Annotated in this window: 22 protein-coding genes; 5 read left to right on the top strand and 17 right to left on the bottom strand. The window is 54.3% G+C overall.

Annotation, left to right across the window (positions count from 1 at the left end):
* Positions 1–31: 31 nt before the first annotated feature.
* From AB8Q18_04895 to AB8Q18_04820, 16 genes are all read right to left on the bottom strand, one after another.
* Positions 32–1360 (bottom strand): c-type cytochrome, encoded by a 1329-nt coding sequence (locus tag AB8Q18_04895; GenBank protein XDZ52392.1) that lies wholly within the window; start codon positions 1358–1360, stop codon positions 32–34.
* Positions 1357–3282 carry an NAD(P)-binding protein gene (locus tag AB8Q18_04890; protein ID XDZ52391.1) on the bottom strand — a complete coding sequence of 642 codons (1926 nt, stop codon included), beginning with the start codon at positions 3280–3282 and terminating at the stop codon, positions 1357–1359. Before AB8Q18_04890 ends, AB8Q18_04895 begins: the two co-directional genes overlap by 4 nt.
* A gap of 382 nt (positions 3283–3664) precedes the next feature.
* Entirely contained in the window at positions 3665–5305 is a 1641-nt protein-coding gene (locus tag AB8Q18_04885; GenBank protein XDZ52390.1) for a thiamine pyrophosphate-binding protein, read from the bottom strand.
* A 41-nt stretch (positions 5306–5346) separates the two neighbouring features.
* Positions 5347–6816, bottom strand: coding sequence for an aldehyde dehydrogenase (locus AB8Q18_04880; protein XDZ52389.1), 1470 nt, complete (start codon positions 6814–6816; stop codon positions 5347–5349).
* A gap of 7 nt (positions 6817–6823) precedes the next feature.
* On the bottom strand, positions 6824–7615 hold the full coding sequence (locus AB8Q18_04875; protein XDZ52388.1) for an aspartate dehydrogenase: 792 nt from the start codon (positions 7613–7615) through the stop codon (positions 6824–6826).
* A gap of 14 nt (positions 7616–7629) precedes the next feature.
* The gene (locus AB8Q18_04870; GenBank protein XDZ52387.1) at positions 7630–8424 is read right to left on the bottom strand and encodes an SDR family oxidoreductase; all 795 of its coding nucleotides are present in this window, start codon (positions 8422–8424) and stop codon (positions 7630–7632) included.
* 4 nt (positions 8425–8428) lie between these two features.
* Positions 8429–9283 (bottom strand): alpha/beta fold hydrolase, encoded by an 855-nt coding sequence (locus AB8Q18_04865; protein XDZ52386.1) that lies wholly within the window; start codon positions 9281–9283, stop codon positions 8429–8431.
* Between the two features lie 8 nt (positions 9284–9291).
* Positions 9292–9810 carry a cupin domain-containing protein gene (locus AB8Q18_04860; protein XDZ52385.1) on the bottom strand — a complete coding sequence of 173 codons (519 nt, stop codon included), beginning with the start codon at positions 9808–9810 and terminating at the stop codon, positions 9292–9294.
* 78 nt (positions 9811–9888) lie between these two features.
* On the bottom strand, positions 9889–11124 hold the full coding sequence (locus tag AB8Q18_04855; GenBank protein ID XDZ52384.1) for an MFS transporter: 1236 nt from the start codon (positions 11122–11124) through the stop codon (positions 9889–9891).
* Positions 11125–11194: 70 nt separating this feature from the next.
* Positions 11195–12403: an NAD(P)/FAD-dependent oxidoreductase gene (locus tag AB8Q18_04850; protein ID XDZ52383.1), complete on the bottom strand. Its 1209-nt coding sequence runs from the start codon at positions 12401–12403 to the stop codon at positions 11195–11197.
* 22 nt (positions 12404–12425) lie between these two features.
* Positions 12426–13349, bottom strand: a complete 924-nt coding sequence (locus AB8Q18_04845) for a VOC family protein (GenBank protein XDZ52382.1) — start codon at positions 13347–13349, stop codon at positions 12426–12428.
* 30 nt (positions 13350–13379) lie between these two features.
* Entirely contained in the window at positions 13380–14138 is a 759-nt protein-coding gene (locus AB8Q18_04840; protein XDZ52381.1) for an SDR family oxidoreductase, read from the bottom strand.
* The gene (locus tag AB8Q18_04835) at positions 14135–15187 is read right to left on the bottom strand and encodes a Rieske 2Fe-2S domain-containing protein (GenBank protein XDZ52380.1); all 1053 of its coding nucleotides are present in this window, start codon (positions 15185–15187) and stop codon (positions 14135–14137) included. The genes AB8Q18_04840 and AB8Q18_04835 overlap by 4 nt, the downstream gene beginning before the upstream one ends.
* 12 nt (positions 15188–15199) lie before the next feature.
* The gene (locus AB8Q18_04830; GenBank protein ID XDZ52379.1) at positions 15200–15496 is read right to left on the bottom strand and encodes a recombinase-like helix-turn-helix domain-containing protein; all 297 of its coding nucleotides are present in this window, start codon (positions 15494–15496) and stop codon (positions 15200–15202) included.
* A gap of 34 nt (positions 15497–15530) precedes the next feature.
* Positions 15531–15839, bottom strand: a complete 309-nt coding sequence (locus AB8Q18_04825) for a non-heme iron oxygenase ferredoxin subunit (GenBank protein ID XDZ52378.1) — start codon at positions 15837–15839, stop codon at positions 15531–15533.
* A gap of 195 nt (positions 15840–16034) precedes the next feature.
* On the bottom strand, positions 16035–16823 hold the full coding sequence (locus AB8Q18_04820; GenBank protein XDZ52377.1) for an IclR family transcriptional regulator: 789 nt from the start codon (positions 16821–16823) through the stop codon (positions 16035–16037).
* A gap of 229 nt (positions 16824–17052) precedes the next feature.
* Between AB8Q18_04820 and pdxY the strand changes: the two genes are divergently transcribed.
* Together pdxY and AB8Q18_04810 are read left to right on the top strand one after the other, a co-directional pair.
* Positions 17053–17916 (top strand): pyridoxal kinase PdxY, encoded by an 864-nt coding sequence (gene pdxY, locus AB8Q18_04815; GenBank protein ID XDZ52376.1) that lies wholly within the window; start codon positions 17053–17055, stop codon positions 17914–17916.
* Between the two features lie 485 nt (positions 17917–18401).
* Positions 18402–19355 carry a sterol desaturase family protein gene (locus tag AB8Q18_04810; protein ID XDZ52375.1) on the top strand — a complete coding sequence of 318 codons (954 nt, stop codon included), beginning with the start codon at positions 18402–18404 and terminating at the stop codon, positions 19353–19355.
* Positions 19356–19447: 92 nt separating this feature from the next.
* Here AB8Q18_04810 and AB8Q18_04805 read toward each other — a convergent pair whose 3' ends face one another.
* Complete coding sequence (locus AB8Q18_04805) at positions 19448–20134, bottom strand: epoxyqueuosine reductase QueH (protein XDZ52374.1); 687 nt, start codon at positions 20132–20134, stop codon at positions 19448–19450.
* A 197-nt stretch (positions 20135–20331) separates the two neighbouring features.
* Between AB8Q18_04805 and AB8Q18_04800 the strand changes: the two genes are divergently transcribed.
* From AB8Q18_04800 to lipA, 3 genes are read left to right on the top strand one after another with little or no spacing between them, the layout of a single operon-like run.
* Positions 20332–20604 carry a YbeD family protein gene (locus tag AB8Q18_04800; protein ID XDZ52373.1) on the top strand — a complete coding sequence of 91 codons (273 nt, stop codon included), beginning with the start codon at positions 20332–20334 and terminating at the stop codon, positions 20602–20604.
* Between the two features lies 1 nt (position 20605).
* Positions 20606–21223, top strand: coding sequence for a lipoyl(octanoyl) transferase LipB (gene lipB, locus AB8Q18_04795; protein XDZ52372.1), 618 nt, complete (start codon positions 20606–20608; stop codon positions 21221–21223).
* On the top strand, positions 21220–22182 hold the full coding sequence (gene lipA / locus AB8Q18_04790) for a lipoyl synthase (protein ID XDZ52371.1): 963 nt from the start codon (positions 21220–21222) through the stop codon (positions 22180–22182). Before lipB ends, lipA begins: the two co-directional genes overlap by 4 nt.
* Positions 22183–22186: the final 4 nt, after the last annotated feature.

Genomic DNA, 22186 nt, shown 5'->3' with positions numbered 1-22186 from the left:
CAAACGCTGGCCTTGGTAATCACACCATCAATCAACGGCGTTTTTTACGCCCAAAGAACTTACGCAGCACCCACACCAACAGCAGTAGGCCAACAATGCCAGCCGCAGCAATCCCGCCCACTACGGCCATGGCGCTAATGGGCTTCGGCCCAGTACGGATTTTAGCCACTTCGCTGGCCTCAATCACCGGTGCGGCATTGCCCCAAGACGTGCCGATGTAGTTGGCCACAGACGCCACCTCTTCATCGCTTAACAGCTTGCCATAGCCAGGCATGTGATAGGCCGTCTGCCCGCTGGTGATCGGCGTTTTGGCGCCGTGTAAAATCACCTGCACCGCATTGGTTAAGGTCACGTTCATGCGCCCATTATTGGCCAACTCCGGCACCACATAGTCAAATCCTTTGCCGTTGACGCCGTGGCAGCTGCTGCAATACATCATATATGTGCCCTGGCCTTGGCGCTTCACCGCCTCAGGCAAAGTAGCAGGCTTATTAGCCTTCACAGGCTCAGACGAGAGGCTGTTTAAATACGCCACCATGCTGTTGACGTCGTCGGTGTTTAAATACTGTAGGCTTTCGCTCACCACTTCCGCCATTGGGCCAGAAAACGAGGTTTTACGGGCGTGTCCGTCCTGCAGCAAACGCACCAAATCGGCCTGATCAAAATCCATGCCACGCAGGCTCGGTGCCCACCAGCCATCTAAATAGGCACCCGCTAAATACTGAGTGTCCTTACCCGTTAAGCCCTTTTCCTGCATGGCTACGTTGCGCGGCGTATGGCAGGTGCCGCAGTGGCCTAAGCCTTGCACCAGATAAGCGCCACGGTTGACCTCGTCGCTGGCGGCTGGATCAGGCTTAAAGACGCTGCTGTCGTGGAACAGCTTGCCCCAAATGGCCAACGGCCAGCGCTGATTCATCGGGGCCTCAATCGCTGTGGGCTGATTGGCCTTGGCCACCGGCTGAACCTCGTTCATAAAGTAGTCGTATAAAGCCTTCAGGTCATCGTCGGTGACCTTAGCATAGGCGGTAAACGGCATGGCGGGATACAAATGATGGCCGGCCTTAGCCTGACCGTGGCGCACGGCTCGATCAAAATCGGCTAGGCTATATTGACCAATGCCGTGGGTGGGGTCAGGCGTGATGTTGGTTGAGTAAATCACGCCAACGGGTGAACTCATGGCCAGGCCACCCGCAAACGGCTCACCGTCTTTGGCTGTATGGCAGGCAATACAGTCGCCCGCACGGGCCAAATATTCACCGCGGCTAGGCGCTTTATCGGCGTCGGTATTGGCCCAAGCGTTGACGCTCAGCCCCAAGCCAGCGCTCAAGGCCAGCATCAAGGTTAATATGCGCTTATTCATGCCACACCTCCTTGCGTCAACACCAGCTTCTCGGCCACCTCAGCAATCGCACGGTGAGCCGCATCCATCGCCTCATGGGCATACGGGCCCCAATTGGCGTCCGAGTTAGCAATGTGAATATTGCCAAACGGCTGGCGCGCCGTTTCAATAATTTTCTCGGCTTCGTCCTCATCGTCAAACAACGTGTTCACGGTATAAGAATAACCGTGCGACCAGCGGTTCACGGTGATGCCCAAAATGTCGGTTTCGTGGTTAAACCCTTCTTCGCCCAACATGGCCTGCAATTGATCACGAATCATTTGTTCATGCTCTTCAAACGAGGTGGCCAGCAAATTGGCGCGGCCCATACGCGACTGTTCTCGCGCAGGCAAACCGCTGCCCGCCATGATCGGCACATACACCATGTGCAAACACATAGGCTGATCGGGCGATTTAGAATGCTCGTAGCCCCCCATAGACACGGGATAGTCTAGTTTGACTAAGCTATAAGGCGCCGTGGGCGAATACACGCTGTGCACGCCTAGCTTCTTAAAGGCCTGCCAGTTTTTAATCACCACTTTGGAATACACCAGCGGTGCCTTCACGTTTTGGTGTAGCGCATCTTGCTGCACCTGCGGCATAGTGGGCACGATGGACGGAATCATCATATTGTAGCCTGCCATAATGGCGTATTTAGCTTTGACGCGATGCACTTTATCGCCCCGCGCATAGGCCAGCACCACGGTGTTGTCAGACGCATTATCGGCGCGCACCACGGTTGCGTTCAGGCGCAGCCGCGTGGGTGACTTAGGCTGATCCAGCTTGCTGTAGTCAAATTTAGCCAACACCACGTCTTCCATCGTGTCGCCTGGGGCCACGGCAGGAATCAGCCGACGCACCAAAAGGCGCGCAATGGTGGCGTTACCGTCTGGAAAGTGATGGATGTAAAGATCATCCAACTCGGCCTGGGATTCTTCATCTAAAGGAGGCAGGTTCATGGCTTCAAAGCCAGGCAAGGCGCACAGCCGTGCGTCTGAACATGCCGTGGCGTCTATGCCTACACCTTGGAAGTCACTGGTTTGCTGTTGAAAATACAGAATGGCGCGTTTAGAAAGTTTCACTTTGTCGCGTAAAAACTGGGTATAGCTGTGACGATCCAGATAGTCGACTTTCTCTTCGGTGCTCATGCCCGCCAAATAGTCTACCGTCTCTTCGTGCAGCTTAATCAAATCTTCTCTATCCTGCTTGGGCAGCGGAAAATCGGAGATAAACTCACGGTAGCTGCGGCCATTGAGCCGATTGATGGGGATGTCGTCGGCCACGCCGTGGCCAGGATCGCCAGACACGATTTTATTAACCCCGAAGTGGGCCTTGTCAAAGAACACCCCCTTACTCAAGCCCAGATCGGGATAAAAATTCACGTCAAAATGACTTTCTAAACGGGTCAAATCAATGCCCAAATCTTCAATGAGCTTAGTGGCAATGGGGCTGTAGATCGAGCGCGGCGACTGTAGGGATTCGCTGCCGCCATAGCCCAACACCATGCCCTCATCGGTGCTGAATTCATTGCGCTTGGCGTGGCCGCCAAAGTCATCATGGTTGTCGAGAATCAACACTTTTTTGTCGGGCCCAAACTGCTGGCGATAAAAGAACGCTGCAGCAAGGCCGCTGATGCCAGCGCCGACCACCACCAAATCATAGGTTTCTTCGATCGGGCCAGTGGTGTCAAAGCGCACGCCAGCGCGGGCCAAGGCATGAGCCGGCTCAAACGAGCCAGGATGGTTGCCGCGCATGCCCATTAAGGCTGGCGGATAATAGTCTTGACCAGATTCCAAGGTGGCGGTGGCCAAAGAAGAAGCTTGTAACAGCTGCTGAATAGGGGTTAACCCTGCGGCGATGGTCAATGCCACGCCATTCAAGAAATCGCGACGGGTAATGTTCATAGCGGAGCCTTAGGTAGTGGTTTAAACGTTTTTTATTCAAGAACCCAGCACCCGATAGGATTTGATATCCTATTTTAAATAAAACCTAATAAACAAAAACGGGGCTGAGCCGGTTGCGCCATCAGGGTTTGCATAGGGCACAACAACCTGCCAACATTACGTCTTCATTATCTATCAAGAATTTAAAAATAACAATATATTCAATCAATTTTCAAAAAGTTCAGAAAATGCAAAAATAATATCGTGATATAAAAATTCAATTATCCGATAATAAGCTAAATATCCTGCCTTGACGCCTTGATCAAATTGGCCGACGCCCAAACAAAAAAAACCCACGCCAAAGCGTGGGTAACATACAGCAAGGGTATAACCCGTTCACACGTTAATACAGCTTCTTCTGCGGTGGCCCAGCAAAATTCAGCGGCCCAACGCCATCCATCATCACCTCAATCAGGCTGGGGCCTTGATGGGCGACGGCCTCCTTAATCGCCGCTGCATAGCTGGCCACCGAATCCACGCGCCAGCTCTTGACCCCCATCGCCTCACCAAGGGCCTTAAAGTTAGGGGTGTGTAACTCATTGTAGTATTGGCGCCCTTCAAAGTAATTGTTTTGAATGCCGCGCATGACGCCATAACCACCGTCGTTCATCACCATCAACACCATATTGGTTTGTTCTTGCACCATGGTCGCGATCTCCCCAACGCCCAAAGCCAAACCGCCATCGCCCACCAGCGTCACCACTTTTTTGTCACGATTAGCGATCGCCGCGCCAATACCAGTGGCTAAGCCCAGACCAATTGCGCCCGCCAAAGAATGAATGTTGCCGTTTGGCCCATAGGCTGGGAACAGCCTGCTGCCCCAGGTACTGCCAGACATGGTGATGTCGCGCACCAAGATGCCGTCGCGCGGCAGGGCTTCACGCAGGGCATCGCAAATAAGGGCATAGTTGTCGATTTGCTTGCGTAGCGCCGCCACCGCCACTGCTTTAGCGGCGCCAATGGCCTCATCATAAGCACTGTCTACTTTGCTGTGGCCAGCCAATGCGGCCACTAGCTGGCCCAAAATCGTCTTGGCATCGGCACAGATAAACCGCTTCACCCGATAATTGCGCTGCTGAGCGCCGGGGTGGGCGTCAATTTGGTATAGGTTTTCAGGAAACACCACACTATACGTTTTGGTTTCATTGCTGCGTAAACGCGAGCCCACAACGATGGCCAGATCGCTTTCGGCCAGCAGTTTTTCAACCGCGGCGGCGTTATGAAACGCACCCAAGCTACGCGGATGCTCATCCGACAAGACGCCGCGCGCATGGGTGGACGATACGACAGGCACGCCTAAATCGGCCAAGGCCTGCACTTCGGCCGCGGCATTGAGGCAGCCGCCACCAATCCACACCATTGGCCGCTTCGCCGCCTTCAGCGCCGCAGCCAAATCAGCCACATCGCCAGCGTTTGCCGCCGGCAGCTGCAAGGCGCCGACAGGCCCTAAATCGTGCGGCAGCTCAATCAAGCTGGCCTGTACGTCGATGGGGATTTCCACGCTCACCGGCCCCATCGGCACGGTCGTGGCCACTCGAATCGCCTCGCGGATAATGCCAACCGCCTGCTCTGGGCTGTTGATGCGATAGGCCGCTTTGCTGCTGGCCTTTAAGAACGTCAGCTGATCTTTGGCTTCATGAATGAAGCTGGCGTCGCGGTCTAGGTATTCACGCTCGACCTGACCGGTCAAGTGCAATAAGGGGCTGGCCGCATTGGTGGCCTCAATCAGCGAACCAATGGCGTTGCCGGCGCCAGCGCCGGTACTGGTCAGCGACACGCCTAAGCCTTTAAAACGCGCGTGGGCGTCCGACATGGTGACGGCACCTGCCTCACCGCGTGCGCACACAAAGTGCATCTGCTTGCGTCTGCCCACGGCGTCGGCAATGGGTAAATTATGGATGGAAATCACGCCATACATGCTGTCGACACCGTGCGCTTCCAAAACGCGTACGATTGCTTCACCTACATTGATTTTTTCTGACATGGTTGCAGTCCTTTATGTTCTCTTTGTTGACGCGGTATGATTTAGTCACACCAAGGGTTGGGCACGCTGCTCAACCCCAAATAAATGCTTTTTTGCTGCATATAGGACAAAATGCCGGCGCGGCCTTTTTCCCGACCAATGCCGCTTTCCTTAAAGCCACCAAACGGCGTGCTGATGGAAAATTTCTTATAGGTATTGATCCAAATCGTGCCCGCTTCAAGGCATCTGGCCAAGCGCCACGCGTCACGATAGTTTTCCGTCCAGATACCGGCGGCTAGGCCAAATACATTGTCGTTGGCCTGCGCCAGCAGCTCGGCCTCATCGGTATAAGGCAGCACCACCAAAACCGGCCCAAAAATCTCTTCCTGACACACGCGGGCACTGTTGGCCAAACCGGTGATGATGGTGGGCGCATAATAGCTGCCTTGGGCCAAATCCCCTTCCAGTAAACGCTTGCCGCCACAGGCAATGTGGCCGCCTTCGCTTTTGGCCAGCTGCACGTAATCGTCTACGGTTTTTAAATGCGCTTCGCTGATGAGCGGCCCCATCTGGGTGTCGGCGGCTTCTGGATGCCCCACCCTAAGCTTGGTCGTGAGGGCAATGATTTTAGCCAGCAGAGTCTCATAAATAGACGTATGAATGAATAAACGAGAGCCGGCAATACAGGCCTGGCCTGACGAGCTAAAAATACCGTACACGATGCCCTGAGCCGCCAAATCTAAATCAGCATCGGGCAACACCACCACCGGCGATTTACCGCCCAGCTCTAAAGACGTGGTGATCAATTTTTCTGCTGCCACGTGCGCCAAGTGACGCCCCGTGCTGGTGCCGCCGGTAAAGGACAGCTTACGCACTAAGGGGTGCTGAATAATCGCCTCACCCACCACCGAGCCTCGGCCAGGTAAAACGCTGAGTAAGCCCTTAGGCAGGCCCGCTTCTTCAAACAGCTTCGCCAACTCTAACGCCAACAGCGGCGTGGCATCGGCCGGCTTTAACAGCACGGCATTACCGCCCGCCAAGGCCGGCGCCAGCTTTTGCATTTCGCTGGCAATGGGCGAATTCCAAGGCGTGATGCAGCCCACAATCCCCACCGGCTCATGCACGCTCATGGTCATAAAGTCGTGAGCCCGCTGCGGCGTTAGCTCATCGCTGAGGGTTTCACAAGCCGCGGCCACATAACGCGCCGTCGCCGCCGCACTCAATACCAAGCCGCGGGTTTCGGCTAAAGGCTTACCGTTGTCGCGGGTTTGCAGCTTAGACAGCGAATCCACCCGCGCGTCAATCAAGTCAGCAACGCGGTGTAAAATCGCCGCCCGCTCATGCGGCAAACTGCCGCGCCAGTCGCGCCAAGCCTGTTCGGCCAAGGCGATCGCCTCATGCACGTCCTCAGCGCTGGCCGTGCTGACGGTGGCGTTAAGGCTGCCATCGGCAGGAAACAGGCTGTCGCTGACGCCGCCGCGGCCTTGCTGCCAGCGTCCGGCTAAAAATAGGGGTAATGGGGTCGCCATCATGGCCTCCTTATACTTTGATGCCACTGAGGCATAATCGACACGCCCGCACCACGCTCAGCGCGGCCAGGGTCGAGGTTTTAGGGTTGCTGGGCAGGGGCACGCCCGCCAGCTCAATGCTCATCTGGCCAAAGCGGCCTGAAGCCTCAATCCGGTGCTGATTTTTGTGGCTGTCTGGGTCGACGGTGAGCTCAACCTGGGTTTCATCCATGCCCAGACCCGCCAAGGCAATGGTTGCCGCCACGTTGGCGTTGGCCGGAAACAGCGTCGCCGCTTCGCGGGCGCTGCCTGTGAAAAACACCGTTTTTTCCGTCACGTTGGCCAAATCAATCAGCGTTTCCGCATGCGACCCTTGCCAACTACTGGGGCTTTTACACCCCTGATACACCACGCGATCAAGGCCGCCCTCTTTGGCTGCCGCCAAGCCGTCCATGCCGGCTACGGCACCGGCCAAAACGGTCAAGGTGCCGCCGCCTTCTGTCGCTGCGGTCGCTAAGCTTTGGGCCAGCTCGGCGTCGGCCAAAGCCCCCACCGAAATCAAGGCCATGTTCCAACCACGGCGCAGCACCGCCGCCGCATGTGCCCGCACGCCAGCTTGACCCGCGACTTCAATCACCAAATCCGGCTGCTCAGCACACTCGGCCACGTCGGCCATCACCGCCACGTCGGCGCCCACCAAAGCGCTGACTTTGGCGATGCTGCGCTCTGGCACCACCACCCAAGCCAAGCTCAAGCCTTCAGGCAGATGCGCCAACACCGTTTGGCCCATGGCACCAAAACCAATCATCATTAATTTTTTCATCGCCACGCCTTCTCTTAAAGGTGTTTATTAAAGCCACCCGATACGTCCAAAGCCGCACCACTGGTGTAAGACGCCAACGGTGAAGCCAAAAACACTAAGGCTCGAGCCGGCTCTTCTGGTTTGCCTAAACGTCCCATCGGAATGCCACGCTTGGCCGCCACCTCACCAATCCAGGCCTCCCAGCTGACGCTGCTGTCGCTGCGCCGCTCGTAGCGTCGCTGCCATTGGTTGGATTCCACCATGCCCAACAAAATAGAGTTCACCCGAATGCCCTTGGCGCAAAACTCATGCGCCAATGAATGAGTCAGATTCAGCAAGGCCGCCCGCGCAGACGAAGTCGCGATCATGTGTGGCTCTGGCTGTAACGACAGCAGCGAATTCACGTTGGTGATCGACGCCACGTCTGAGCGCTCTAAGGCAGGCAAAAACGCCTTCACTGGATTGATGACGCTAAACAGCTTGAGCTTGGTTTCATTCAGCCAGTCTTCGTCTTCCGTGTCGGCAAAGTGCGCCACATGGCCTTGACCAGCATTGTTGATTAAAAAATCCACCTGCCCAAAATGGGCCACGACTGCCGCCGCAAACGCGTCCACGTCGGCACGATTCAACACGTCGCAGCTGCGAGTAAAGCAGGCTGCATCAGGAAACTCAGCCTGGATGCTGGCCAAAGATTCGGCCAAACGCTCAGCGTCTCGACCACACCAAGCCACTTTAGCGCCGGCCTCAATCAACAGGCGCACCGTCGCCAACCCTATGCCTGATGACCCACCGGTCACCACGGCTACTCTATTTTCAATTTGGAAACCCATCGTTTTATGATTCCTCTTTTATTCTGTTAATGAGCTGCGCATAGGCCAACACCGCTTGATTAAACGCTGCTGGCTCATCAATGTAGCTGGCGTGTCCTGCCGCTTCTAGCGGATAGGCCACAACGTTTGGGTCCAACCGCTGGATCAAGGCATCCACGCCTGCGGGCGGGGTAATGCCATCCTCAAGACCATAAATCACCCCGATGTTTGCCCCCGTCACTGCGGGTAAAGCCTGCCAAATATCATCATGGGCCAATACCTGTGACGCTTGTTCAAACCCTTGTTGCTGTAGCTGTAACATGCTGTACGCCACCAAGGCCACCTTGCTGGCCTCGGCCTGTGGCGCCAATAAATACGGCGCCCGTTCTGTGGCCATGCCTGCGTGGCCTAAAGTCCGTAAGAGCTGTGGCCGCTGCTGAGCCACCTGTGCTTGCATTTTGGCATCGGCAGCGCCATAGCCTTGAGCGGGATTGGCCAATATTAAACCCGCATAGTTTTGAGGAAATGCTTGCGCGTAAGCGCTGACCATCATGGCGCCTAAAGAATGGCCCAATAACAGCGGTTGGTTCACCCCCAATACCTGTAAAAAGGCATGCAGGGCTTGCGCATAATCCAGCGCCCTAGGCTCAGGATTCGCCAAGCATTCACTCGAGCCATAACCAGGCGCATCCCAGGCGATCACCCGAAAATAAGGGCTTAGGGCGGCCAATTGATTCACCCAAGCGCCCGATCCAGAGCTGATGCCATGCAGCAACACCAGCGCTGGGCCTTGCCCCGCCTCGCGATAGGCCTGTACCCGCCCCGCCACCGAAACGGTGCGCAGCGGATAATGGCTTAACTCTTCAACTAAAGCGTTCATCGTCGTCCTTAACGCTTGATTTTGGATAAGGGATGGTCATCCGGATAGGTCGGAATGGTGGGTTTGGCCGTGCCCAACATCACGCACATCAAGGCATCCTCTTGCGTGTGGTTATACAAGCCGCGGTAAACATTCGGTGGAATCGAGATCAAATCACGCTCGTTCAAACGAGTTGTATAGGTTTCTCCATTATGCTCAATAAATAGATCAATGGAGCCACGCAGCATGAAAAAAACTTCCTCGACGTCACGGTGAACGTGTAGCGGGCCTTCACACTGTGCCGGCAACAGCATGGTTGAAAAGGTGAAGTTCTCCGCTGGCACCACGTTGGTGTCGCTGGTCACGCCTGCTGCACCTGTGCCCATATAGCGCATTTGCGCGCGTTTGTATTTCGGATCAAAATCGGCCTGAAATTTCAGGGCATCAAAATCGTAGGTTCGGGTTTCCAAGCGCGCAACGCGAGATTCTACCCACTGAGCCAAGGTTTTATCGGCTGGCTGTTGCCAAGTTTCTATGGTTTGAGACATCTTATTTCTCCTTCAAAGTTAATCGCTGCGGGCGGATCAGGCAGCCTGCCGCCCCACGGCGCACATCAAACGACACGCTTAATATTTACGTAGCCACGGCAGCAGGATGAACGATCCCACCAACGCCACTGCGGCCAAGAAAATGATGCCGTAATCAAAGTGACCGCTCATGGTCACCATATAGCCAATCAACACAGGCGCCGCCGCACTGGCAAAGTTGCCCAAGCCATTGAAAATCCCACCGGCGGTGGCCGCCACATTGGCCGCCGACACCCGTGACAGCAAAGCAAACACGGCACAGGCACTCATGCCCCAAGAAAATGCGCTGAACGCCATCAGGCCAATCACCGCCATCGCACTGTCTACGTACACCATCAGCCACAGGCCGGCGCCAGCAAAGAACAAACCCAACATCACCTGTCTGGTGCGGCGTAGCGGCTGACGATCGGATAAAAAAGCCCCAAACACTTCGCCCACCAGCATGGCAATAAACGGCAGCGAAGACAGTTGGCCAAACGCTTTTAAATCAAAATGCTTGGCTTCCATTAAATAGCTCGGCAGCCAGCTGTTCAGGCCCCACAAATAGGTCAGCAAGGCCACGTTAAACAAGCACACGCCCCAAAATGCGGCACTCGACAACAAAATCTTGCTGTTGCGGGCGTGATCCTTAAAGCTTGGCCGCGTCGCGCCCTGAACCAAAGACGATTGCTTGGCCAGCTTGGTGCCCTTTAAACCAAAGTAAATCACCACCAGCACCAACAGCGTCAGCGCGGCCAATACGTAAAACGTGGTCTGCCAATCATGACTTTGCAATACATAGGCAGTAATCGGAAACCCTAGCGCGGCGCCAATCGGCGTACCCAAGAGAAACATGGTCGATGCCCGTGCCTGCTGACCGGCGCCAAACGTTTGTTTGACGATGGTGTAGGCCAGGGCAAACAGCGGCCCTTCTGCCAAGCCCAACAGCACTCGGTAAAACAGCATTTCTTCGTAGCTGTTGGCAAAGCCCATCATGCCCATCAACACGCCCCAAGAGGCCACCGTCACCATAAGCAAATACTTAGGGTTAAATAAATCACCAATAAAGCTTAAAAACACCGATGAAAAGCCATAGGCCAATAGGAAACTGGTCATCAACCAGCCCAGCTTGGATTTATCGGTATGGGCAATGCCCATTACGTCTTGAAAATGCGGATCGGCAAACAGCACCGAAATACTGATTTTGTCAAAGAAGGCCAAGGTGACGCACACCATCAGCACCACGGCCACCATCCATTGCCGCATGCCGGCCTTTACGTCTTGCTCTGTTTGCATGATGTTTCCTCTATTCTCCATCTTTACGATGATTGATTATTGATGGTTCTGGTTAGGGTCTAGCGCCCACTTATGGTTTTAAACTCATAGGGTTGAAATCAGGATCGGCCAGCTGCGCCAGCGGCAACACCATGCCCGCCTGCATCCAGCGTTTACCCAGCTTAATCAAACGTGATTCATTCACCGCCACCATCGCCTGTAAACGCTGCTCGGCATCGACGTAGATGAAGGTTTTCTTGTGCTCACCGCTGTCGCGCACCACCAGCTGTAAACCTTCGGCGCCGGGATTGCCTAAAATTTGAATATTGCAGCCCAGCTGGTCCGACCACAGCCAAGGAATCTCGGCGTAATCGCAGGCTTGGCCCAGCATATTCTTGGCGGCGCAAATGGCTTGATTTTGCGCATTCGCCCACGACTGGATGCAAAAACCCAGCTCGGGGTGAATCGCCACGTCGCCCGCGGCAAAAATCTTGGGGTCAGACGTTCGACCCGCCTGATCCACCACCACGCCATCGCGCACCGTTAAGCCCGCAGCCTCAGCCAGCTCGGTCGCAATTTCGGCGCCAGCGCCCACCACCACGACATCGGCCTCCAACAGCTGCGCCGCGCCGCCCATAATCTGTACCGTGCCTAAATCCGTTGGCTGTAAGGCCAGACCACCGCTATTGAGTACGATCTCTGTACCTGAGGCCTCATGCAGCGCCTGTAAAAATTCAGACACCTCCGCGCTGACGCTGCGTTTACACAGGCGGCTGCCGTGTTCAAACACCGTGACCGCCAAGCCTTTTTGGCGCGCCGTGGCCGCCACCTCTAAACCGATCCAACCTCCGCCAATCACCGCCATGCGCTTGCCTGGCTGCAAGGCCGCCCCCAAGCGCTCGGCGTCGGCGATCGTGCGCACCGAAAATACATTGGGCATCTGCGCCCAAGCCGGTACCGGCCAACGCGCACGACTGCCCGTGGCCAACAGCAGCTGGTCATAGGCCAAACGTTCGCCGCTGGCCAAGGTCACGCTTTGCGCCGCGCGATCGATGGCCGTCACCGTATTTGGCTTATGCCAGTCGATGGCCATGGCCGCGATGGCCGCGTCGTCAAACAACTGTAGGCCCGCTGCCGCCATCTCACCGGCCAGCACCTGCTTGGATAAGGGTGGGCGCTCATAAAAAACCGCCTCTTCGTTAGACACCACCGCTAAAGCGCCGCTGTATCCTTCGGCTCTGAGGGTATGCGCCGCCCATGCGGCGGCCTGGCCTGCGCCAATAATGATGATACGACTCATGAAAAAAACTCCTAGGAAGGGACTACTTCAGCTGTCTGCGGGTGTCGTCGTCGATGCCGCCCTCAATCGCCCATTCGGTGAATAAAGACACTTGATAATCGTAAAACCGTGGCGTCCACGCCTCGGTTAAATAATCATCGTTGGTGTAATACTCAAAGGCGCCGCCAAAGGGGCTATTGACATACCAAAAATAGGCCGAAGAAATGGGGTGACGGCCTGGCCCAATGAAGGTTGACCATTTTTTACGGTTCATGGCGATGCCGCCGCCAATGACTTCGTGAATGTCGCGCACCACAAAAGCCACATGATTTAAGCCAACCGGCTTATTGGGCAGCTTAAGTAAGAATAAATCGTGATGATGGCCCTCAGCCTTACAGCGCAAGAAGGCGCCACGATCGTTGTAGGCGTCAGACAAATGAAAGCCTAATTTGTCGATGTAAAATGCCTGTACCGTGGCCAAGTCCGGCGTAAAAAACACCACATGGCCGACGCGCACTGGCTCTGCCTGCTCGTACACTGGGCTGGCTTCGTTGACGCGCTGAATGTCGCCGTATTGATTGATGCCGCTGACGGGTAAGGTCACGGGCTGCACCTGGCTGGGCACAAAGCGAATGCTCAAACCATTGGGGTCTAGGCATTGCACAAAATCGGTGCCTTGGGTAAAGCCCGGCTGATCGGCCAAACGTAAGGCCAACTCGCTCAGGCTGGCCGAATCGGCTACGCCCCACACCACCTCACGCAAGGTTGAACCTTCTTCAATCGCCGCCGGCAACGAGGCATCTTGAGCGTCGTATACGTATAGGCGGCTTTGGTCTTGGGTTACATACAGCGCCGCCCCCGCCACATCGCTGCGGCCTTCGCGCAGTCCAAAATCATTTAAAAAACGGGCGGCCTCTTGGGTGTCGGTGACGCCAAAGCTCAGCGCCTCTATGCCTACTATGTTCATGGATTCATCCTCTGCGTTCTTTATTATTATTTAGTTAAATACAAAGCCACCGTTCACCGGCAGGGTTTGGCCCGTCACAAACGACGACAGCGACGACAGCAAATACAGCACCGATCCAGTCACGTCTTCCGGCATTTGCTGACGATTGATGGCGCGACCATTCACATAAAGATCATGACGCTCCTGCGGCACATATTCGGTCGCCTCCACCAACACCAGGCCGGGACAAATGGTGTTGACGCAAATATTGTCCGGCCCAAGCTCTCGTGCCATAGAGCGCGTCATCGAAATGATGGCGCCCTTACTGGCCACATAGGCCATTAGCTTAGGCGCGCCCCACAGCGCCGTATCCGACGCGATGTTGACGATTTTGCCGCTGCCGCTGGCACGCAAATGCGGCACCGCCGCCTGACTCATGAGCCACGTACCGCGCACGTTGACGCTCATCACCTTGTCCCATAGCGCCACGTCGTAAGCCATCATGTCCACGCCGCCGACGCCCGTAGCCAAAGCGCCGCAATTCACCAACCCATCCAAGCCCCCCAGCCAGACAATGGCTTCATCCATACAGCGGCTGATGGCTTCAGGATCGGCCAAATCCAAGGCCACGGCGTGGGCTGCTAGCCCTGCCCCCGTCAGTTTTTCTGCCGCCGCCTGGGCCTCTGGATAAAGAATGTCGGCCAACACCACTTTGGCACCGGCGCGGGCCGCCGCCTCGGCAAAGGCAAAGCCTAAGCCGCGCGCAGCGCCAGTAATCAACACCTTTTGGTTTGCTAAGAGCCCGCTCATACCACATAGCCTTGGTTGTCTTGCTTTTGCTCGGCCAGAGCCGCCAGCTGAGCCAGCTGCTGTTGGGCTTCTTTTTTCATGATCCGGCGTAGGCGCGACAGGCCCACATCATGCTGATACAGAAATTCTTTTTCACGCGCATCAGGCGGCATCAGCTCCAAAATCACCCGATCCTGCTCCAGCACATCCCAGTGCAGCTTTTCCAAATGGGTACGGTAGAGGAAGCGCCACGCATCACGCTGCCAGCCTTTTACTTCACGACAGCGCCAGAAAAAGACGCGCGTATTGTGCGCATCGATGGGCGTCGCAAAGCCGACAATCCAGAACACGCCGCCTGGGCCAAACTGTTTTTGATACGGAATCGACAGACGCAGCCAAGACGCGCCGCTTTGGCCCCACTCCACCCAGTCAAAGTTCACCCCGGTCTGGCCTTCTTTTTCAAAGACAAAACCATGATCCGTTGGGCGATGGCGCATATTGGCGGTTTTGTCACCGGCGTACATCGAATGCGACGCACCATGCAAATAGCTGCCGTGCATGGGGTCCATCACGTTGTCGACGGCATAGCGATAATTCACCTGCCAATCAGCCTGGCACAAAAACGAGCTCCATTCGGCGTCATCGCTGAGCTGCTCAGGCAACACCAGTTCATCCGGCGCCGCATCGGCATCAATGCCAAACCATAGGAAAATCGCATCATTGCGCTCGATCACAGGATAGGCGCGCAGGCATTTTTTGTTCGTCATCGGGCAGGCATCCACCGCGGGTACGTCAGCCACCACACCTTCACCGTTCACCTCAACGCCGTGATACCAACAGGCGATGCGATCGCCCAAGTTCCAACCCAAAGACAGGCGTGCGCCACGATGTGGGCAACGGTCTTCAATCGCGTGCACTTGGCCCGCTTCGTCGCGCCACAGCGCAATATTTTCACCCAAGCGGGTAATGCCCACCGGATTATTGCCCACTTCATAGCTGGCCAAAACGGGATACCAAAGATTGCGTAAGCCTAAGTCTAGATATTGTTCTACTTGATCTACCGTGTTCATTGCCCTATCTCCCTAATAACCTAAACGGGCCATTTCGGCCTCAAAATTAGCGCTGTCCCACTCATCACCGCTTTCGTGACGGAAACCGACTTGATTCAGATACGCGGCCATGTCGGCAGACGTCACCTGATCGGCTTTAAAGCCAGCAATTAAATGTTGGCAAAGCGCCAACTCATAGGCATTGGGTTCACGAGGACGGGTTTGCCACACCACGTTGCGCGGCTGTCCAGGCATTTGAATATTGTTGATGCCCGCCTCTTTCGAGGGCGTAGGCTTAAGCCAAAGGGCCAATTGGGGATTATGATTCATACCGTGGTTTCTCCTATATTACTGCTTTTTTTATTTATTTCATTTGCACCAGAACGTTGTCACCTTCCACCTTAATGGGATACGTACACAAATCGCGACAGCCTGGACCGCTTTCCAACTTGCCGGTTGGAATGTCAAAAATGGCTTCATGTAAGGGACACTCAACCGTACGCCCTTCGACAAAACCCTCGCTCAACAAGGCATAGGCGTGTGGACACACGTCCTCAATGCCGTAATACCGACCATCAACCTCAAACACCCCGATCTCCACCTCACCCACCTTTACGGCTTTGGGCATGTCGGCACTGATGTCTTGACGTTTACAAATGGGCAACCAGCTCATAACTTCTCCTAATATTGTTTCATATGCAAAACACTATTTGATATTCAAAACATTCACCCAAAGAATAGAATAAATGATCTGAACCTGTCAACAGTGAAAAAAGAAAGTGTGCGATTTTAACGGCAGCGTGATCGCACCCACACGCAAAAAACCCCAGCATACCCTTGGTAGGCTGGGGTTTTTAATGAAATTATTTTATAGGAAGTTGTGGCGGGTCAGCTGTTGCGATAAACGCTCAGCCGCATCAATGACCTTGGGCTTGACCTCATCATTAAACGCCGCTTCGCTAAACATCCCTAAAGGACAGCTGGCCGAAATCACCGCCACCATTTTACCGTCGTCGCGGCGAAACACTGGCGAAGCACAGGTGGCCATATTGTGATTAAAATGGCCCCAGCTGACCAATGCCCGTTCACCGCGCACTTCATCCAAACGCGTCAACAGCTGCGCCATATCTTGCGGCGTGCGCTCAGAAAAGCTGATCCATTCAGACTCATTTGCATAGAGCGCCGCGACGTCCTCTGGCGCTTGATCCGACAGCAGCAGCTGGCCAATCACGGTTGCATAAGCTGGCCAGCGCGTGCCCACGCGCACGCGGCTGGTAAACGAGCCCTGCGCCTGGCATTGATCGATATAGACAATGTCTTTATCCTGCAAAATCACCAAATGGCAAGCCAGCGAGGTATCGTCGCGCAGCTGGCTGAGTATCGGCCGCGCCGCTTCGATCAAATCCAAGCCCGACAAATACTTAAAGCCCAAACCCATAACCTTAGCGTCTAGGGTATAGCGTTTGCTGTCTGGACTTTTACGAATATAACCACAGGATTCAAGGGTGTAGGCCAAACGAAAAGCGCTAGAACGGTTGACCCCAAGTCGCTCGGCCAACTCTGAGATGGTCAATGCCTGCTGCTCTTGCCCAAACAACTCTAAAATTGCCAAACCACGCATCAAACCAGGCACTAAGTACCGTTCTTCCATTTCCATATGTGTCACCCTTTGAGATTTAATCGGCATTGCACCATAGCCGTTTCTAGCCTGTCAACCAAAACCCCGACCAAAGCCGCAACAGGCAAGCATCGAAAGTTTGATTAAGCGCAAATTGTCACGCACATTGGTTTAAATGACTACTCAGCAATAACGGGTTATTATAAACTACAGGGTTGTCAGTAGCGACAATGCCCCTCCTCACCCATAGCCAATAAGCCTTAAGCCCATGAAAAATATTCTTTCCATCCAGTCTCACGTTGTGTTTGGCCATGCCGGCAACGCCGCCGCCGTTTTTCCAATGCAGCGCATGGGCATGAACGTGTGGCCATTGAATACCGTCCAGTTTTCTAACCACACCCAATACCCTGAAAAATGGACCGGCGTCACCATGCCCGCAGCCCACCTAGGTGACATTGCCACCGGCCTAAATAATATTGGCGTCTTGGCCAAATGTGATGCCGTATTGAGTGGCTATATTGGTGCGGCCGATCAGGGTGAACACATTTTAAACATTGTTAAAGAAGTGAAAGCGCAAAACCCCAATGCGCTGTATGCCTGCGACCCCGTCATGGGCCATTCAGAAAAGGGCTGCGTGGTCGCCCCCGGCGTGGCCGAATTTATCTGCCAACAGCTGTTGCCCCACAGCGACATCATTTCACCCAATCTTTTGGAGCTGGAAACCTTAACCCTACGCCCCATTGGCAGCGTCCATGAGGCCGTTGAGGCCGCCCGCCTATTATGCACCATGGGCACGAACATGGTTTTGATCAAGCATTTAAACCGCGCCGCCTTTCATGAAGACTGCTACGAAACCATGCTGGTCACCAAAGATCAGGCTTGGCACATCAGCCGCCCCTTGGTGAACTTTTCTGGCAAACAGCCCGTTGGCGTAGGCGACCTAACCAGCGGCCTATTTTTAAGCTGTATTTTAGCCGGCAAGCGTCCCGTTGAAGCGCTGGAACACGTCACTGCCGCAGTATACGACGTGGTGTACGAAACGCAGCAGCGCGGTGAATACGAGCTCCAGCTGATCGCAGCGCAAGACGCCTTTGTGCAGCCTAAGCATCATTTTAAGGCCATTAACCTATAGAGGTTAGCGCCCGACCACACCAGCACTCATTATTGAGTGCTTTTTTTCTGCGTAGGGTAGGTAAAGCGCAGCCTGCCCACCATTTCGGCCCATCAGACAAGCCTAAATAAAAAACCACGTGGGTCACGACCCACCCTACCAACACCGCACGGCCTGCGTAGGATGGGTAAAGCGCAGCCTACCCACCATTTCAGCCCATCAGACAAGCCAAAAAAAAAACCGCGTGGGTCGCGACCCACCCTACCAACACCGCACAGCCCGCGTAGGGTGGGTAAAGCGCAGCCTACCCACCATTTCGGCCCATCAGACAAGCCTAAATAAAAAACCACGTGGGTCACGACCCACGCCACGCCTAAAGCCTTGTTTATTTAAGATTTTCAAGCCCTACCACTGTCCCATCCCAATCAAATAATGCTAGACTGAACCCAAATACTTGCCAAAGCAGCAAGCGCACCGCCGCCAACCATTGCAAAGGAGACCTGTTTATGGACACTTGGCAAACCCTCAGTGCTCAACTGATGGCCTTAAAAGCCACATTGGGCGACAGCGTCGATTGGAAGCAAATCTTCTTAATGGGCATGACGCCCTTGTTCTTACTGGCTTTTTTGAGCGAATGGTGGGTGATGCGACAGCGACAACAACTACAGCAGTTTCACCTCAAAGACATCATGGCCAATTTTGCCCTTGGCGGCAGCTACCAGCTATTCGAGCTACTGGTGTACGGCCTATTCGTTGGCCCGGCCATCTTTTGGTTTTGGTCACACCGCTTCTTTACCGTCCCGATTAATTTTTGGACTATTGTGCCGATTTTCATCGGCGTTGAATTCTGCTATTACTGGTTTCACCGCACCAGCCACAGAGTACGCTGGTTTTGGAGCGCCCACGTGGTGCACCACAGCAGTGAACACATGAATATGAGCACGGCCATGCGCCAGTCTATGCTCTACCCTTTAACCGGCTGGTGGCTGTTTTTCATGCCGCTGGTGCTGCTGGGCGTGCACCCCGTAGCCGTATTCTTATTATATGCAGTCAACCTGGCCTTTCAGTTTTTCATCCATACCGAAGCCGTCGGCAAGCTACACCCCGCATTGGAATACCTCTTCGACACGCCCAGCAACCACCGCGCCCACCACGGCCGCAACGCTGAATACATCGACAAAAACTATGGTGGCGTCCTCATCGTATTCGATCGCTGGTTTGGCACCTATGTTGAAGAAGAGGCCCAAGTCGATTACGGCATCGTCGGCCAAGTGCACAGCCACAATCCGCTGGTGCTGAACCTACACGAGTTCATCGCCATGTGGCGCGATGTCTTTACCCCCGGCAGCCTCAGGCAGCGCCTGAAACACCTATGGGCGCCGCCCGAGTATCAGCGTACGCGTGATGATGCTGAGGCCGAAGCCAGCTCGCCACCGCAGCTAGAGTCTCGCCCCAAATAAGGTCCGCGTGGGTCACGCCCCACCACCCTCAACCCATCACGCCCATAAAAAACGCCCATCTTCTTAAAGATGGGCGTTTCACCAATAGTTCTCTATTCTTTGGCGTCGGCCGCTTGGGTCTCTTTATCTTCGTCACCGTAATACAGCACGCCCAGCTTAATCGGGGGGCGGCCTTGGCTACGGCGATGAGCATTGGAATCGCGCAGAGAATACACGCAACCACAGTATTCTTGCTGATAAAAGTGTTCACGCTTGCTGATTTCAATCATGCGTGCGGAACCGCCTTGCTTACGCCAATTGTATTCCCAGTACTGAATGCCTGGATAGTGCGCTGCGGCCTGAACCCCACAACCATTAATCTGCTTAAGGTCTTTCCAGCGCGAAATCCCCAAAGAGCTAGTGATCACGGGGAAGCCGTTTTCATAGGCGTAAAGCGCCGTACGCTCAAAGCGCATGTCAAAACACATGGTGCAGCGAATGCCCCGCTCGGGCTCGTCTTCCATGCCTTTGGCACGCTCAAACCAGTTATCCATGTCGTAATCGGCATCGATAAACGGAATGTTGTGCTTTTCGGCAAACGCGATGTTTTCGTCTTTTCGCAACAAATATTCTTTTTCTGGATGAATATTTGGGTTGTAAAAGAAAATCGAAAAATCAATGCCAGAAGCCAACATGGCTTCCATCACTTCGCCAGAACAAGGCGCGCAACAAGAATGCAGCAACACTTTCTTGTGGCCGTCAGGTGGGACTAAGGGGCTTCTTTTAAAATCTTCGCTCATGCTGTACTCGTGCCGCTAGGGCTATCAAACCGTTAAAATATGGGTAAATTGTACCATGAGCCGCAGCCCGTGGCATCTACTGAGCGTGACTATTGTGTTTTGCAGCATCGATTTGTGTTGGTCAGCCACAGACCAAAGTGCTAGAATCGACACTCTATACCTTTATAACGTACACACAAAAAAACAATGGTCTGAACATGAGCACAGAAGAAAAAACCACCCTACTCGAGTTTCCTTGCGCCTTCCCCCTTAAAATCATGGGCGCGACTCACCCAGAATTTGCCAGCACCGTTTTGGCCGTCGTGAAAGAACACGCGCCAGAAGTGACTGAAGAACACCTTGTGCTACGCGACAGCGCCAAGGGCAACTACACCAGCGCCACCATTACCGTGAACGCCACCAGCCAATTGCAGCTAGACACCATCTACCTTGCTTTGACCAGCCATGAAATGGTGAAAGTGGTTCTATAAGATGAACGTCAAGCTGCTGGGCCTAGCCGACTACGCCACCACATTTGAGGCCATGAAAACCTTTACCGATACCCGTACCGAAGCGACCAGTGATGAGCTTTGGGTAGTGGAACATCCACAGGTATTCACTCAGGGCATGGCCGGTAAACCAGAACACATTCTGATTCCATCCGACATTCCCGTGGTTCAGGTGGATCGTGGCGGCCAGGTGACATTTCACGGGCCTGGCCAAATCGTGGTCTACACCTTAATCGACTTCAAACGTCGCAAGGTCAGCGTACGCGATTTGGTTCACCAAATTGAAAACAGCATCATCGCCACCCTCGCCGATTACGGTATTGAAGCGCGTGGCGACGACAAAGCCCCTGGCGTTTACGTTGGGGCTAAAAAAATTGCTTCATTAGGTTTACGCATTAAAAACGGCGCGGTTTACCACGGTTTAAGCCTTAACTTAAACATGGACCTCACCCCTTTTCATTACATTAATCCTTGCGGCTACAGCGGCTTGGAAATGGCGCAGATCGCAGACTATGTTGCGCCGTGCCCAATGTTTAATGAGGTTGCAGAGCGCTTAACTGCCCATCTTTGCCAATATTTAAATCAGAAAGCATCATCATGAGCACACAGAACGACAACAGCCAAGGCGTTAAACACAAGGGCGCAGCCAAAACGGCCCGCATCCCGATTAAAATCGTGCCTTTGCAAGAAAAACTGAAAAAACCAGAATGGATTCGCGCCAAGCTGCCTTCTGGTGGTCAGTTCCAAGAGATTAAACGTATTTTACGCGACCAAAAGCTGCACACCGTCTGTGAAGAGGCGACTTGCCCGAACATCGGCGAGTGTTTCAGCAAAGGCACGGCGACGTTTATGATCATGGGCGACATCTGTACCCGCCGCTGTCCGTTCTGTGACGTCGGTCACGGCCGACCTAACCCACTAGATCCAATGGAGCCCATCCATTTGGCCGAAACCGTGGCGGCCTTGAAGCTGCGCTATGTGGTGATCACCTCCGTTGACCGCGACGACTTGCGCGACGGTGGCGCTGGCCACTTTGCTGACTGCATTAAAGAAATCCGCAAAACCAGCCCCAATACCCAAATTGAAATTTTGGTGCCTGACTTCCGTGGCCGCCTAGACATTGCCTTGGATATCCTGACCGAAACCCCACCAGACGTGATGAACCACAACTTGGAAACCTCACCTCGTCTGTATAAACAGGCCCGTCCAGGCTCTGACTATCAGCACTCGCTTGACCTGTTAAAACGCTATAAAGCCATGAACCCGAACGTCGCCACTAAGTCTGGCATCATGGTTGGCCTAGGTGAAGACGACGATGAAGTTCGTGCCGTGATGCGTGACATGCGTGCCCACGACGTTGAAATGATCACTGTCGGCCAATACCTACAGCCTACCGACAGCCATTTGCCCGTGCTGCGCTACGTGACCCCCACCATGTTCAAACAATTTGAATCAGAAGCCTATGATCTGGGCTTTAAGCATGCCGCCATTGGCGCCATGGTGCGCTCGAGCTATCATGCCGACCATCAAGCAGAATCAGCTGGCGTGGTTGAAAAGTAAGCTT

The organism is Neisseriaceae bacterium CLB008, assembly GCA_041228285.1.
In the GTDB taxonomy this organism is placed as follows: domain Bacteria; phylum Pseudomonadota; class Gammaproteobacteria; order Burkholderiales; family Neisseriaceae; genus JAGNPU01.
This window is presented reverse-complemented; position numbering and strand designations above follow the sequence as displayed.

What these genes read in the sequence shown, in the direction of transcription:
- AB8Q18_04895 (XDZ52392.1), bottom strand. Translation starts at nt 1,360, where the DNA reads ATGAATAAGCGCATATTAACCTTGATGCTGGCCTTGAGCGCTGGCTTG.
- AB8Q18_04890 (XDZ52391.1), bottom strand. Translation starts at nt 3,282, where the DNA reads ATGAACATTACCCGTCGCGATTTCTTGAATGGCGTGGCATTGACCATC.
- AB8Q18_04885 (XDZ52390.1), bottom strand. Translation starts at nt 5,305, where the DNA reads ATGTCAGAAAAAATCAATGTAGGTGAAGCAATCGTACGCGTTTTGGAA.
- AB8Q18_04880 (XDZ52389.1), bottom strand. Translation starts at nt 6,816, where the DNA reads ATGATGGCGACCCCATTACCCCTATTTTTAGCCGGACGCTGGCAGCAA.
- AB8Q18_04875 (XDZ52388.1), bottom strand. Translation starts at nt 7,615, where the DNA reads ATGAAAAAATTAATGATGATTGGTTTTGGTGCCATGGGCCAAACGGTG.
- AB8Q18_04870 (XDZ52387.1), bottom strand. Translation starts at nt 8,424, where the DNA reads ATGGGTTTCCAAATTGAAAATAGAGTAGCCGTGGTGACCGGTGGGTCA.
- AB8Q18_04865 (XDZ52386.1), bottom strand. Translation starts at nt 9,283, where the DNA reads ATGAACGCTTTAGTTGAAGAGTTAAGCCATTATCCGCTGCGCACCGTT.
- AB8Q18_04860 (XDZ52385.1), bottom strand. Translation starts at nt 9,810, where the DNA reads ATGTCTCAAACCATAGAAACTTGGCAACAGCCAGCCGATAAAACCTTG.
- AB8Q18_04855 (XDZ52384.1), bottom strand. Translation starts at nt 11,124, where the DNA reads ATGCAAACAGAGCAAGACGTAAAGGCCGGCATGCGGCAATGGATGGTG.
- AB8Q18_04850 (XDZ52383.1), bottom strand. Translation starts at nt 12,403, where the DNA reads ATGAGTCGTATCATCATTATTGGCGCAGGCCAGGCCGCCGCATGGGCG.
- AB8Q18_04845 (XDZ52382.1), bottom strand. Translation starts at nt 13,349, where the DNA reads ATGAACATAGTAGGCATAGAGGCGCTGAGCTTTGGCGTCACCGACACC.
- AB8Q18_04840 (XDZ52381.1), bottom strand. Translation starts at nt 14,138, where the DNA reads ATGAGCGGGCTCTTAGCAAACCAAAAGGTGTTGATTACTGGCGCTGCG.
- AB8Q18_04835 (XDZ52380.1), bottom strand. Translation starts at nt 15,187, where the DNA reads ATGAACACGGTAGATCAAGTAGAACAATATCTAGACTTAGGCTTACGC.
- AB8Q18_04830 (XDZ52379.1), bottom strand. Translation starts at nt 15,496, where the DNA reads ATGAATCATAATCCCCAATTGGCCCTTTGGCTTAAGCCTACGCCCTCG.
- AB8Q18_04825 (XDZ52378.1), bottom strand. Translation starts at nt 15,839, where the DNA reads ATGAGCTGGTTGCCCATTTGTAAACGTCAAGACATCAGTGCCGACATG.
- AB8Q18_04820 (XDZ52377.1), bottom strand. Translation starts at nt 16,823, where the DNA reads ATGGAAATGGAAGAACGGTACTTAGTGCCTGGTTTGATGCGTGGTTTG.
- pdxY (XDZ52376.1), top strand. Translation starts at nt 17,053, where the DNA reads ATGAAAAATATTCTTTCCATCCAGTCTCACGTTGTGTTTGGCCATGCC.
- AB8Q18_04810 (XDZ52375.1), top strand. Translation starts at nt 18,402, where the DNA reads ATGGACACTTGGCAAACCCTCAGTGCTCAACTGATGGCCTTAAAAGCC.
- AB8Q18_04805 (XDZ52374.1), bottom strand. Translation starts at nt 20,134, where the DNA reads ATGAGCGAAGATTTTAAAAGAAGCCCCTTAGTCCCACCTGACGGCCAC.
- AB8Q18_04800 (XDZ52373.1), top strand. Translation starts at nt 20,332, where the DNA reads ATGAGCACAGAAGAAAAAACCACCCTACTCGAGTTTCCTTGCGCCTTC.
- lipB (XDZ52372.1), top strand. Translation starts at nt 20,606, where the DNA reads ATGAACGTCAAGCTGCTGGGCCTAGCCGACTACGCCACCACATTTGAG.
- lipA (XDZ52371.1), top strand. Translation starts at nt 21,220, where the DNA reads ATGAGCACACAGAACGACAACAGCCAAGGCGTTAAACACAAGGGCGCA.